This window comes from Priestia sp. USM5 (genome assembly GCF_058323215.1).
In genome coordinates this window covers 2,542,851-2,555,055 of sequence record NZ_JBSGKN010000001.1, presented here as the reverse complement: position 1 = coordinate 2,555,055, position 12,205 = coordinate 2,542,851, and the positions used below count along the sequence as shown (strand labels likewise).

The following is a 12,205-nucleotide window of genomic DNA, read 5'->3' as shown; positions in this document are numbered from 1 at the left end:
AAGTTTAAATGTTTAAGTTCTTGAACATATAAACATAAGGAGTGAACACTATGTCACAGCATTATGCGCTCATCACCGGTGCGTCCGGAGGAATAGGTAAAGAGTTAGCTTATCAATTCGCAAAGGATGGCCATTCTTTAATTTTAGTTGCCAGAAGTGCTGATAAACTAACAGCGATTAGAGAGAATTTAAAATCTACTTATAATATTGACGTAATAACGGTTGTAAAGGATTTATCAAGAGAAGAAGAGATACAGTCACTGTATGAAGAACTTAAAAATAAAGAAATGCACGTTGATTATTTAGTGAACAATGCAGGTTTTGGACTATACGGTAAATTTATTGAAACAGCTTTAGATGAAGAGTTAAACATGATTGACTTAAATATCCGAGCATTAACTCATTTAACAAAATTATTTTTACCCGATATGGTCAAAAGAAATCACGGGAAAATTTTAAACATTGCGTCCGTTGCTGCATTTATGCCGGGTCCGCTTATGACAGTGTATTACGCAACAAAAGCGTACGTATTATCTTTCACAGAGGCCCTTGAAAATGAATTAAGAGGTACCAATGTAACGGTAAGTGCTCTATGCCCGGGTCCAACTAAAACGGGTTTTAGCGACCGGGCTCAGCTGAGCAATTCCAAGCTTTTTCAAAGCGGTGCAATGGATGTAGAAGCAGTTGCTAAAGCGGGCTATAAAAAATTTATGAAAGGGCAGACGGTTATCGTACCAGGAGTACAGTTTCGTCTCGCCACCTTCATCCCGCGCTTTGTACCAAGAAAGTGGCTTTCATCCGTTGTCCGCAGAACACAAGAAATTAAATAAAGGAGAATATTTATGAGTGAAAAAGCAGTGGAGTTATTTCGTGCCAGCATTCCTATTTTTCAGGCTCTAAGTGATTCAGCAAGACAAGATATTATTTTGCTGCTCGCGGAAAAAGAGCCTTTAACCGTTAATGAAATTGCAAACGAGTCTACTTTATCACGACCGGCAATTTCTCATCATTTAAAAATTTTACGTGATCAAAAGCTTGTGCAAATTGAGCAAAAAGGAACGCAGAGATATTATTCATTGGCTTTAAACGAGGCAGTTGAGCTATTAAAAAGCTTGCTTGCTACAGTTGAAGCTGAATGTTTATAGGGAGATGAAAGAGATGAACCACGAGCAATTCTATATCACAGATGAAACGGTCATTGAACATATTGTCTCTACACAAAAGCAGTATTTCTATGCACAAAAGACAAAGAGCATCAGCAGCCGCATTCAAGCGCTGAATAAGCTCAGAGACGCAGTCAAACAAAACGAGCAGAGAATTATGGATGCTTTAAAACAAGACTTGAATAAATCTGAAGTAGAGGCGTACACGTCGGAAATTGGGATTTTACTAGAGGAAATTCGGTTTACGCTTAAGCATTTAGCAAAATGGATGAAGCCTAAAAAAGTAAAAACCGCTTTAACACACGTGGGCTCTAAAGGGAAAATTGTTCCTGAACCGTATGGAGTCGCGTTAATTATTGCTCCGTGGAACTATCCGTTTCAATTAGCGCTGTCTCCTTTAGTAGGAGCGATTGCCGCTGGAAACACGGCGATTATAAAGCCTTCTGAATTAACGCCTAGCGTATCTCGGGTTATACAAGAATTACTAGCTGAGGCTTTTGATCCCGCATTTGTGACGGTGATTGAAGGCGCTGTAGACACGACGAGCCTGCTTTTAAAACAGCCCCTCGATTATATTTTCTTTACGGGAAGTGTAAATGTAGGGAAAATTATTATGCAAGAAGCAGGGAAGCAGCTTATTCCCGTCACGCTGGAGCTAGGAGGAAAAAGTCCGTGCATTGTACATGAAGATGCAAACCTAGATCTTGCAGCGAAGCGAATTATGTTTGGCAAAGGAATGAATGCAGGCCAAACGTGCGTTGCTCCCGATTATTTGCTCGTGCATAAAAAGGTAAAAGCGCAGCTAGTGGAGAAACTTCGCGAAGCGATTTATCAATTTTACGGTAGTAATCCGCTTGAAAGTGAGCGCTACGGCCGTATTGTCAGTGAGCGCCATTTTATTCGGCTAGTTGAGTTTTTAAAAGACGGAAACGCTATAGTTGGAGGCGGGTATAATAAAAGTACGCTCACAATAGAACCTACGGTGTTAAGTGAAGTAAGCTGGACATCAGACGTTATGCAAGAAGAAATTTTTGGGCCTATTCTTCCTATGATTGAATACGAAACGCTAGACGAAGTTATTCATAAAGTTCAAGAAAAAGCTAAGCCGTTAGCTCTTTACTTGTTTACGGAAAGTGCAAATGTACAAAATGTCATAACGGAGCGTCTTTCATTTGGAGGAGGCTGTATAAATGATACGCTTATGCATATCGCTACGCCATATTTACCCTTTGGCGGAGTTGGAGAAAGCGGTACGGGCCAATATCATGGAAAAGACAGCTTTCAGACATTTTCTCATTTTAAAAGCATGCTGTCTCAAACAACGAAGTTTGATTTGTCATTCCGCTATCCTTCAGAGAAACAAAACTTGAAAATGATTAAAAAATTATTGAAATAAAAAGCCTCCTGATAGGAGGCTTTTTCGTTATTTTGAAAGTGAAAGCTGAGAAAGCGGCCATTTTTCTTGTGTATACGCCATTTCCCAAAATAAATACTCCAGCTCACAGCTTTTGATAAAGTGATCTTTCATACGATTACGTTCTTCTTCAGTCGCTTGCTCGGTGAGTTCATCAAGTTTGTTACAAAACCATTGTGTTGTGCCATTCATTTCTTCATTATTATAAAACTGAATCCATTCATAAAAAGGATGAGAAGGAGATGGATTTACTTGTTCTGTAATGCGCTGGCCAATTTCAACGTACGTCCACGGACATGGAAGAAGCACGGCAATGATTTCCGCTAAGCTGCCTGTATGCGCAACGCTTGTCATATGGTTAATGTAGTGGCTGGCCGTTGGTGAAAGAGCCTCAGTGTGGAGGTCTTCATAGCGTACGCCTGCTACTTCACAAAAATTATTATGAGGGTGTACTTCACTATGTAATACCGTAGAAATGCCGGCATTAAAGGCTTCCATTTCGGTACGCGTACGGCATTTTGTTAAAGCAGCGCCGTAAATGCGGACAAATGCTGTTAAGTATTCGTAGTCTTGAGAAACGTAGTGAATAAGCGCTTCTTTTGGCACGTCTCCTTCAGCAATTCCTTTAATAAAAGGGTGGTTAAAAATGGCTTCGTAAATATAGTTTGCTTCTTGTCTTAATTGAGATGAAAATGACATCAAAATCCTCCTTTAATTATGAGGAAGTCACAAACAAGCACATAAAGGAAATAAAAAACACTCCGTTTATAAACGGAGTGGCAAAGGACAGTACAAAACTGAACATTGCCACTTTCCTACGCTGGTATGAGCCAGATCAGGTTCAAAGGGATCAAGAAAACTTGTCTCAGCCGGTCGGCACCCCTAGTGGACTTCCTATTAGTCTATGTTTAACTTACCATATATTCTGAAAAATAGAAAGCGTTACGGAAAATTGTTCCCTAACGGTTTTTATCTCTTAAAGAGGTAGCTTCTTGAAGCTATTTTTAATCATTTTTGTTTAAAAATGCATATTTTTAGGGAAGAAGAGGTATTAATGAAGGGAAGAGCCGTTTTCGTCTCCGAAACATTCCCATATAAATAGAAGAAAGGAGAGAACAAAATGGCAAAATTTCGTTTGTATGCTGTATTAAATACAGTAGGCTTGGCTATTACACTTCTTGTGAATTATTTAGCAAATGCGATTCCAATAGGAGGCAAAACAACGGCAGAGGCTTCTGCGCAAGTTCCTACGTTGTTTACACCAGCCGGTTATGCCTTTGCTATCTGGGGCGTTATTTATTTGTTATTAACCATTTGGGTTATACGCCAATTTTTTGCAAGAGAAGATCAAAAGGAAATATATGCACGTATCGGCATTTGGTTTTTTCTAAACTGTTTGTTAAATAGTGCGTGGATCTTTATTTTCCAAAACGATTACTATAAGTTATCCCTTTTAGTTATGCTCTTTATTTTAGGCACATTAATGATTGTATATTCCATTATTCAGCATTCTCGGATGACGACATGGTTTATGCGTCTGCCGATTTCGCTTTATCTTGGATGGATTTCTGTTGCGACTATTGTTAATGTATTTGTCGTATTTCAAGCAAATGGAATACAGCACTTACTTGGCCTAAATGAGTTAGCATGGACGATTATTATGCTGCTGGTAGGGGCTGCGCTGGGCATTATGTTTACATTAAAAAACCGAGACGCTGTTTATCCGCTTGTTTTTATTTGGGCTTATATTGCCATTGCGGTGAAACAAAGTGGAAATCAGCCAATTGTCATTACTGTTATCATCTCGATTGTTTTATTAGCAATTGCTATTATTGTGGGACTGATTAAACGCTATAGACGTTTTTAAAAAGAAGCTCTAGCTTTTGTAAGCTAGAGCTTTTTATGATGCTCTTTTGATTGTAAAAAAGCAGCTGTAAAAGCAATTAAGCTAATTAAAATACCAAAAGGAACAACAATTGGTACGAATGATAAAATAAATGTCATAAGCGTAACCTCCATGTTGCATCGGTGCATAATGAAAAATTCAACTTTTTAAATTGAAGTTCCGCTATTATAGTATGCTAGGCTTTATGTTTGGAGCCTATATGTTTAGAAATAAACGAAAAAGGCAACATACGTTACATATAGTTTATATAGGAGGAGTTAAAATGGAAACATATTTAGTGGCTTACACAGATAAAGACGATATGGAATATAAACAAGTGACGTGCGAGAGTTATGAAGATGCAGAGCGTACAGTTCTTCGTTTAGAGAGAGAAGGGCATATGCATATTGAAGAAATATCAAATCAAGAAGCCTACCGTGGAGACGAATCATCGTACAGAGAATAATTTTTGAATAGAAACATCAAACTCAAAATGAAGAGGCAGCTGCTTCTTCATTTTTTCTATTCTATATAGATATCGTTTTATAGAAAAAAGTAAAACGGGAATGATTTTCTTCTGCATTTATGGTACAGTACTAATCAGATGAGTTTTGAGTTTAGAAGAGGAGAGAGTAACATTATATGAGTAAAGGAAATCAGTGGTCTTCACGCCTCGGTTTTATTTTAGCATCTGCTGGGGCAGCAATTGGTCTAGGAGCGATATGGAAATTTCCATACGTAACCGGAACCAGTGGCGGTGGAGCATTTTTTGCGTTGTTTATTTTATTTACAATTTTTATTGGATTGCCGCTTCTGTTGGCAGAATTTATCATTGGAAGACATACGGGAAAAGAAGCGATTAGTGCTTATAAAGCAATTGCTCCAAAGTCCGCTTGGGTATGGATTGGCAGGCTGGGAGTACTCAGCTGTGTCGTTTTGCTTTCCTTTTACAGCGTCGTTGGCGGCTGGGTGATTTTATATACGATTATGAGCGTAACCGGTATGCTAAGCGGAAAAGAGTACGGTCCGTTGTTCAATGCCGTCATTAGCCAACCTTATGTGGTATTAGGTGCACAGGCGCTGTTTTTATTAATTACAGTGTTTGTTATTTCAAAAGGCGTACAAAAAGGCATAGAGCGTGCTAATAAATACATGATGCCGTTGTTATTTATCTGTTTTATTATCATTGTGGTTCGCTCTTTAACATTAGACGGAGCTATGGACGGAGTAAAGTTCTTTTTAAAACCGGATTTTTCAGCCATTACAGGGTCATCTGTTCTCTATGCGCTCGGTCAGTCGTTTTTCTCGCTTTGCGTAGGATTATCCTGCATGGTGACATATAGCTCTTATTTAGGGAAAAAAGTAAGCTTGACGCGTTCAGCGGGCACCATTGCTATTTTGAACTTGTTTGTTTCGCTGCTTGCAGGCTTGGCTATTTTTCCAGCTGTTTTTTCATTCGGATTAAAGCCAACCGAAGGACCTGGACTTTTGTTTGTGGTCTTGCCAACAGTATTTGAGAAAATGCCGTTTGGCACCGTCTTTTTAGCACTGTTTTTAATCTTATTTCTATTTGCTACGCTTACGTCTGCTTTTTCACTGCTGGAAATTATCGTAGCTGCTTTAACCAAAGACGATCAGACAAAACGAACTCGCTATGCTTCTTTAGCAGGGATTCTTGTGTTTGTAGTAGGTATCCCATCAGCGCTTTCGTTTGGTGTACTAAAACATGTCTCACTTTTTGGCAGAAGTATATTTGACGTAGCTGACTTTTTTGTGAGCAATTTAATGCTGCCTCTTGGAAGTTTAGCCATTGCGATTTTTGTGACATTTAAAATGAAAAAAGAAGCCGTGTATGAAGAGTTTATTTCAGGAAGTACAAAAGGCGCTAAATTATTCAACGCATGGTTCTTTCTAGTTAAATACGTATTACCTATTATTATTATAGCTGTTCTGTTAAGCTTACTTGTTGCATATTAAAAAAAGCACTCATCTGAGTGCTTTTTTTTGTTTATTTTGCAAAAACGTGATTTCCGATTGTAATCGTAACCTGTTTTTGACGAAGCCATTGATCGCTTGTTTTATCTGGGTTAAAGAAGAATAACGAGCCTTTTCCTTGACCTCTAAACGCTAGTGCTTCATTTACAGCTTTTTTTGCTTCAGCATCCGCTGCTTTATTAATTTCACCGTTTTGTACAGGTGTAAACTGTGTACCTTGATAAATGACATCATGAATAGAGTTTGGGAAAGAATCGCTATCCACGCGGTTTAAAACGACTGTTGCTACAGCCACTTTGCCAGCGTAAGGTTCACCTTTTGCTTCAGCTTGTACAAGGCGAGCTAACAATTCTTTATCGCTTTCGCTAATAGAGTTAGGGATTGTTAATGTTTCATTTGCATTAATAGAGTCGGTAGATTTGTGATTCGCTTCTTTTAACTGTTTAACCGTAACGCCGTATTCAGCGCCAATCTTGTAAAGAGTCTCTCCGGCTTTTACGCGATGGGTTGTTTCAGCGGCATTTGCCCCGTGACTCATGCCGAACATAGGAACGGCTAGTGCTCCAATAATTGCTAGTTTCTTAAACATAAAGTAAGTACCTCCTGAAATCCTTTTGAACGCCCCTTTTATCACGGATCGGTGCGTGCTGTGCACCGAACTTTATATGTACGTTTCAAAGATTAACAGGTGTCAATACATCTTGTCACTGCTTAAAACATACCAATCTAGGAAGATATTATAATAGTTAACAGATAATTTGAAAAATACGTTGACTGATAATAAAGGAGTGAATTATAATGAACGAGTAAATAGTTAACCGTTTAACTGGAGAGATTTTATGGGAGAAAAGATAACGATTCGTGATGTAGCAAAGCATGCAGGGGTGTCTGCAGCTTCAGTATCTTACGTCTTAAACGGAATTAACAAAGTATCCGATGAAACAAAAGAGCGAATTTTAACAGCGGTAAAAGAATTAAACTACGAACCAAATTTAACCGCCGTTAGTCTTTCGAAACAAAAGTCAAATATGATTGGCGTGATGTTCCCGCTTACAGATGATTCACTTTCTACTATATTTAAAGATAACCATTATTACAGTGAAATGATTAGTGGAATTGAATATGTAATCCGTAAGCATGGTTACGATCTAGTCATATCTGGAGTGAGTAGCCCAGCTGATTGCTTAAAATGGATTCGAACGAGAAATATTGATGGTCTTCTGTTTTTAGGAGCCTTCCCGCATCGATTATATGAAAAAATGAAAGCGTTATCGAATCCGATTGTGTTAGTAGATACATATGAAAAGTGCGAACGTGATTATCATCATATTTCGGTAGACGATGAGTATGGAGGATATCTCGCTACAACACATTTAGTGAGTTTGGGGCATAAAGAAATTGCCTTTGTTGCTCATCACCTCGTCAATAGTCCAGTGGATAAAAAGAGGTATATAGGCTACGAGAAAGCATTAAAAGAAGCGGGCATTACACCATCAAAGACGTTTGTTTTTGAAGTGAACGAAAGCTCATTTGATAACGGTTACAATTTAGGAAACAAGCTGCTGCAAGATCATAAGGATATTCGGGCGGTTTTTGCATCCTCTGATACGCTGGCGCTTGGAATTATGAAAGCACTGCAAGAAAAGGGGAAAAGAATTCCGCAGGACTATTCAATCGTAGGGTTTGACGACATCACGTTTAGCAGCTATGCATCTCCAAGTCTAACAACCATTCGTCAAGATGTATTTAACAAAGGAGTCGTCGCCGCGACGTCTGTTATTCAAGCAATCGAACACCGTTTCAGCACGCTGCAGCATGTAAAATTATCGGTTGAACTTGTTATTCGAGATTCGACTGCTAAGCGCGAGTGAACCACAGTAAGTTAACCGGTTAACCAAAGTTTAGCATTGATAAAAAAAGGGGATATAAGTTAGCATTCACAAAAAAAGGGGATATGAAAATGATTAATGTTACAGTATGGAACGAAAATCGTCATGAACAGAAAAATCCGGTTGTAAGAGAAATTTACTCTGAAGGCATTCACGGTGCCATCGCTTCTTTCTTAGAAGAAGGAGGATTTCGTACGCACACAGCAACATTAGACGAAGTAGAACACGGGTTGACTGAAGAAGTATTAAATCAAACGGATGTTTTAGTATGGTGGGGTCACTTAGCGCATGACGAAGTAAAAGATGACATCGTTGAGAAAGTAAAGCAGCGCGTGCTAGACGGTATGGGGCTTATTGTCTTACACTCAGGTCACTTTTCCAAGATCTTTAAAACGTTAATGGGCACAAGCTGCGACTTAAAATGGCGTGAAGCAGATGAAAAAGAGCGCTTGTGGGTAGTAGAACCGAGCCATCCGATTGTGGAAGGTATTGGTGAATTTATCGAGCTTGAGCGTGAAGAAATGTACGGAGAGCACTTTGATATTCCAGCACCTGATGAACTGATTTTCACGAGCTGGTTTGAAGGCGGAGAAATTTTCAGAAGCGGCTGCACGTACAAACGCGGAAACGGAAAAGTATTTTATTTCAGACCTGGACATGAAACATATCCAACATACCATAACAAAGACATTCAGCGTGTCATTATGAATGCTATTAAATGGGCGAAACCGGCAGAGAGAAAACGTCCTGTTTACGGCAATGCGCAACCGCTTGAATCAATCGCAGTTAAAAACTAATGAATAATGCTTAAGCAAAGGGGATAGGAAAGATGGCAAAAGTAAAAATTGGCGTTATTGGGTGCGGAAGCATTGCGCAACACCGTCACTTACCAGAATATAAGATGAATGAACAAGTAGAATTAGTAGCCGTTTGCGATATAAACACAGAACGTGCAAACAGCGTAGCACAGCAGTACGGTGTAAAAGCGTACGCAAACTATGAAGAACTTTTAGCAAGCGGTACAGTGGAAGCAGTGAGCGTATGTACGCCCAATTATCTTCATGCGCCTATTTCGGTTGCAGCGTTAAACAGCGGAGTTCATGTTCTGTGTGAAAAGCCGATGGCAACATCAGAAGAAGAAGCAAAAGCGATGATTGAAGCAGCAAAAACAAACGGTAAAAAACTAATGATCGGACATAATCAGCGCTTTGTAGCTTCTCATCAAAAAGCTCGTGAACTTATTGAAAAAGGGGAAATCGGTAAAATTTATAGTTTCCGTACGGCTTTTGGCCACGGTGGTCCTGAAGGCTGGAGCGTGGACGGAAAAGAAAGCTGGTTCTTCAAAAAAGACGAAGCGTTTATTGGTGCTATGGGGGATTTAGGCGTTCATAAAACCGATATGCTCCGCTACATATTAAATGAAGAAATTGTAGAAGTCGGTGCATTCGTTGAAAGCAATGCAAAAGACTTTGCAAATGTAGACGACAATGCTGTGTGCGTATTAAAAACGGAAAGCGGGATTATCGGGACGCTTGCGGCAAGCTGGGCTTACAATGGAAAAGAAGATAACTCCACGATTGTTTACGGCGAGAAAGGGATTCTTCGTTTAGAGGACGATCCGACGTATTCATTAGTTGCACAATATGCAACGGGTGAAGTGGTGAACTATGAATTAGGAAAAATCCAGTCGAACGATGAAGGCGGACAAAGTAATTCTCACGTCATTGAACAATTTGTAGATGCAGTTGCAGAAGATAAAGAATCTCCGGTTCCTGGTGAAGAAGGATTAAAATCACTTGCTGTTATTTTAGCAGCTTTAAAATCAAGTCAAACGAAACAAATTACGCGCGTGTAAGAGGTGAAAAACGTGAGAATTGGCATAATCGGAGCAGGAGGGATTGCTGTAAGCAGGCATATCCCGGCATTCAAACAACTGGGTGATGAATGTGTGATTTGGGGGCTTAGCGATATTAATAGTGAAAGAGCCACAGAGGTAGCCAATGAACATAATATCCCTCACGTATTTGTTGATTACAAAGATATGTTTAAAGAAGTGGATGCTGTATGTATTTGTACACCTAATAAATTTCACGCCGAGTTTGCAGTAGAAGCGCTAAAAGCAGGCGTTCACGTTCTATGTGAAAAGCCGATGGCGATGTCTAAAGAGCAAGGTGAAGAAATGCTTGCTGCTGCTAGAGAATCAGGTAAGCAGTTAGCGATTGCGTATCACTACCGATTCATGAAAGAAGCGCAGGCTGCGAAAAAAATGATGACAGAGGTAGGGCGTCCATTAGTTGCACGTGTCAGAGCAATGCGTCGCCGTAAGGTTCCCGGTTGGGGCGTATTTACGAACAAAGATCTTCAAGGAGGAGGCAGCTTAATTGATTACGGTTGCCATTTGCTTGATTTAACGCTTTGGCTAATGGGAAACCCAAAGCATACTGAAGTACTGGGAAGTACATATAATGACCTGAGTAAAACGCCTAACCAATTAAATCAATGGGGAGCATTTGATCATGAAACATTCGGTGTGGATGATCATGTAACGGCCTATATTAAATTTGAAAATGGAGCGTCGCTTCTTTTAGAAACTTCTTGGGCTGCTAATATCGAAGATGATGAAGAGCACGTAAGCATATCAGGGGTAGAGGGCGGTTTAAGCGTGTTTCCGTTTGAACTATACACGTCCAAAAACGGTATGCTCATGAACAGTACGTCACCTTGGATAGATGGAGAAGATGATTACAGCTTAAGTCAGGCTAAAAATTTCGTTGAAGCGTGTAAAGGAAATGCTGAATTAGTAGTAAAGCCACAAGAAGCGCTTCAAGTCTCAGCTATTATTGATGAAATATATCGCACAGGGGGAAATTAAAATGAAACTTGGAGTATTCACGGTCTTATTTGCGGATCTTTCTTTTGAAGAGATGTTAGATAAAGTAAAATCAGCAGGTCTTCATGCTGTTGAAATCGGAACGGGAGGCTATCCGGGAAACAGCCATTGTCCGCTAGATGAGCTGCTTGAAGATGAGGGAAAAAGAGAAGCATATATGAAGCAGATAAAAGACCGCGGACTTACAATCAGCGCATTTAGCTGCCACGGCAATCCTATTTCACCTGAGGCAAGTTTTGCAAAAGAATCTGACGAAACGCTTCGCAAGACCATCCAACTAGCATCATTAGTAGATGTTCCAGTGGTTAACTGCTTTTCTGGAACAGCAGGAGATCACGAAGAAGCGAAGTACCCAAACTGGCCTGTTACTCCTTGGCCTAACGAGTATGGAGACGTATTGAATTGGCAGTGGGAAAATAAGCTTGTTCCTTATTGGAAAGAAATTGGAGAACTAGCGGAGGAGCATAACGTAAAAATTGGTTTAGAACTTCACGGTGGATTTTTAGTTCATACTCCGTATACGCTCCTAAAGCTTCGCGAAAAAACAAGTCCAGCGATTGGCGCTAACCTTGATCCAAGTCATTTATGGTGGCAAGGAATTGATCCGGTAGGAGCTATTAAAATTTTAGCAAAAGAAAATGCGATTCATCATTTCCATGCAAAGGATACGTACTTGGACCAGGATAATATTAACATGTATGGACTGACGGATATGCAGCCATACGGAGAAGTCCAAACGCGTGCATGGACGTTTAGATCCGTAGGATGCGGACATGATGTAAAAGAGTGGTCTGATATGATGAGTGCCCTTCGCACATACGGATACGATTATGTAGTCAGCATTGAGCATGAAGATCCAATCATGTCGATTGAAGAAGGATTTAAACGCGCGGTTACAAACTTACAAAGTGTATTAATTGAAGAAACTCCGTCACAAATGTGGTGGGCGTAAGCAAAAAGAAGCATCTC

The 12,205-nt window shown here is 39.8% G+C and carries 13 protein-coding genes and 1 riboswitch; of the genes, 11 read left to right on the top strand and 2 right to left on the bottom strand.

The genetic code is table 11. The features are described from left to right. The first annotated feature begins 50 nt into the window (after positions 1-50). Genes ACWATA_RS13815 through ACWATA_RS13805 form a run of 3 tightly spaced genes read left to right on the top strand, consistent with a single transcriptional unit; the run spans position 51 to position 2,559 of the window. Positions 51-830, top strand: coding sequence for an SDR family NAD(P)-dependent oxidoreductase (locus ACWATA_RS13815; RefSeq protein WP_028413524.1), 780 nt, complete (start codon positions 51-53; stop codon positions 828-830). 12 nt (positions 831-842) lie between these two features. Beyond that, on the top strand, positions 843-1,145 hold the full coding sequence (locus ACWATA_RS13810) for an ArsR/SmtB family transcription factor (RefSeq protein ID WP_033578848.1): 303 nt from the start codon (positions 843-845) through the stop codon (positions 1,143-1,145). A gap of 13 nt (positions 1,146-1,158) precedes the next feature. Beyond that, on the top strand, positions 1,159-2,559 hold the full coding sequence (locus ACWATA_RS13805; protein ID WP_108674647.1) for an aldehyde dehydrogenase: 1,401 nt from the start codon (positions 1,159-1,161) through the stop codon (positions 2,557-2,559). A 27-nt stretch (positions 2,560-2,586) separates the two neighbouring features. Here ACWATA_RS13805 and tenA read toward each other — a convergent pair whose 3' ends face one another. After that, the gene (gene tenA, locus ACWATA_RS13800) at positions 2,587-3,276 is read right to left on the bottom strand and encodes a thiaminase II (RefSeq protein ID WP_108674648.1); all 690 of its coding nucleotides are present in this window, start codon (positions 3,274-3,276) and stop codon (positions 2,587-2,589) included. Between the two features lie 96 nt (positions 3,277-3,372). Next, positions 3,373-3,471: riboswitch (TPP riboswitch) on the bottom strand. Between the two features lie 226 nt (positions 3,472-3,697). Between tenA and ACWATA_RS13795 the strand changes: the two genes are divergently transcribed. The 3 genes from ACWATA_RS13795 (at position 3,698) to ACWATA_RS13785 (ending at position 6,439) form a co-directional block, all read left to right on the top strand. Further along, on the top strand, positions 3,698-4,444 hold the full coding sequence (locus ACWATA_RS13795) for a TspO/MBR family protein (RefSeq protein ID WP_028413520.1): 747 nt from the start codon (positions 3,698-3,700) through the stop codon (positions 4,442-4,444). A 301-nt stretch (positions 4,445-4,745) separates the two neighbouring features. Further along, positions 4,746-4,928 (top strand): hypothetical protein, encoded by a 183-nt coding sequence (locus tag ACWATA_RS13790; RefSeq protein ID WP_013056847.1) that lies wholly within the window; start codon positions 4,746-4,748, stop codon positions 4,926-4,928. Positions 4,929-5,104: 176 nt separating this feature from the next. Then, positions 5,105-6,439 (top strand): sodium-dependent transporter, encoded by a 1,335-nt coding sequence (locus tag ACWATA_RS13785; protein WP_028413519.1) that lies wholly within the window; start codon positions 5,105-5,107, stop codon positions 6,437-6,439. Between the two features lie 31 nt (positions 6,440-6,470). Here the strand turns inward: ACWATA_RS13785 and ACWATA_RS13780 are convergent, their stop codons facing one another. Next, on the bottom strand, positions 6,471-7,046 hold the full coding sequence (locus ACWATA_RS13780; protein ID WP_028408694.1) for a cell wall hydrolase: 576 nt from the start codon (positions 7,044-7,046) through the stop codon (positions 6,471-6,473). 250 nt (positions 7,047-7,296) lie between these two features. On the opposite strand from ACWATA_RS13780, the gene ACWATA_RS13775 reads away from it, so the two are divergent. The 5 genes from ACWATA_RS13775 (at position 7,297) to ACWATA_RS13755 (ending at position 12,188) form a co-directional block, all read left to right on the top strand. Next, entirely contained in the window at positions 7,297-8,328 is a 1,032-nt protein-coding gene (locus tag ACWATA_RS13775) for a LacI family DNA-binding transcriptional regulator (protein ID WP_028413518.1), read from the top strand. Positions 8,329-8,417: 89 nt separating this feature from the next. After that, positions 8,418-9,143: a ThuA domain-containing protein gene (locus tag ACWATA_RS13770; RefSeq protein ID WP_028413517.1), complete on the top strand. Its 726-nt coding sequence runs from the start codon at positions 8,418-8,420 to the stop codon at positions 9,141-9,143. Positions 9,144-9,175: 32 nt separating this feature from the next. Beyond that, positions 9,176-10,201 (top strand): Gfo/Idh/MocA family protein, encoded by a 1,026-nt coding sequence (locus ACWATA_RS13765; RefSeq protein ID WP_028413516.1) that lies wholly within the window; start codon positions 9,176-9,178, stop codon positions 10,199-10,201. Positions 10,202-10,213: 12 nt separating this feature from the next. Beyond that, entirely contained in the window at positions 10,214-11,218 is a 1,005-nt protein-coding gene (locus ACWATA_RS13760) for a Gfo/Idh/MocA family protein (protein ID WP_033578852.1), read from the top strand. Position 11,219: 1 nt separating this feature from the next. Then, the gene (locus ACWATA_RS13755; RefSeq protein ID WP_028413514.1) at positions 11,220-12,188 is read left to right on the top strand and encodes a sugar phosphate isomerase/epimerase family protein; all 969 of its coding nucleotides are present in this window, start codon (positions 11,220-11,222) and stop codon (positions 12,186-12,188) included. Positions 12,189-12,205: the final 17 nt, after the last annotated feature.

What these genes read in the sequence shown, in the direction of transcription:
- ACWATA_RS13755 (WP_028413514.1), top strand. Translation starts at nt 11,220, where the DNA reads ATGAAACTTGGAGTATTCACGGTCTTATTTGCGGATCTTTCTTTTGAA.
- ACWATA_RS13770 (WP_028413517.1), top strand. Translation starts at nt 8,418, where the DNA reads ATGATTAATGTTACAGTATGGAACGAAAATCGTCATGAACAGAAAAAT.
- tenA (WP_108674648.1), bottom strand. Translation starts at nt 3,276, where the DNA reads ATGTCATTTTCATCTCAATTAAGACAAGAAGCAAACTATATTTACGAA.
- ACWATA_RS13790 (WP_013056847.1), top strand. Translation starts at nt 4,746, where the DNA reads ATGGAAACATATTTAGTGGCTTACACAGATAAAGACGATATGGAATAT.
- ACWATA_RS13780 (WP_028408694.1), bottom strand. Translation starts at nt 7,046, where the DNA reads ATGTTTAAGAAACTAGCAATTATTGGAGCACTAGCCGTTCCTATGTTC.
- ACWATA_RS13810 (WP_033578848.1), top strand. Translation starts at nt 843, where the DNA reads ATGAGTGAAAAAGCAGTGGAGTTATTTCGTGCCAGCATTCCTATTTTT.
- ACWATA_RS13765 (WP_028413516.1), top strand. Translation starts at nt 9,176, where the DNA reads ATGGCAAAAGTAAAAATTGGCGTTATTGGGTGCGGAAGCATTGCGCAA.
- ACWATA_RS13795 (WP_028413520.1), top strand. Translation starts at nt 3,698, where the DNA reads ATGGCAAAATTTCGTTTGTATGCTGTATTAAATACAGTAGGCTTGGCT.
- ACWATA_RS13815 (WP_028413524.1), top strand. Translation starts at nt 51, where the DNA reads ATGTCACAGCATTATGCGCTCATCACCGGTGCGTCCGGAGGAATAGGT.
- ACWATA_RS13805 (WP_108674647.1), top strand. Translation starts at nt 1,159, where the DNA reads ATGAACCACGAGCAATTCTATATCACAGATGAAACGGTCATTGAACAT.
- ACWATA_RS13775 (WP_028413518.1), top strand. Translation starts at nt 7,297, where the DNA reads ATGGGAGAAAAGATAACGATTCGTGATGTAGCAAAGCATGCAGGGGTG.
- ACWATA_RS13785 (WP_028413519.1), top strand. Translation starts at nt 5,105, where the DNA reads ATGAGTAAAGGAAATCAGTGGTCTTCACGCCTCGGTTTTATTTTAGCA.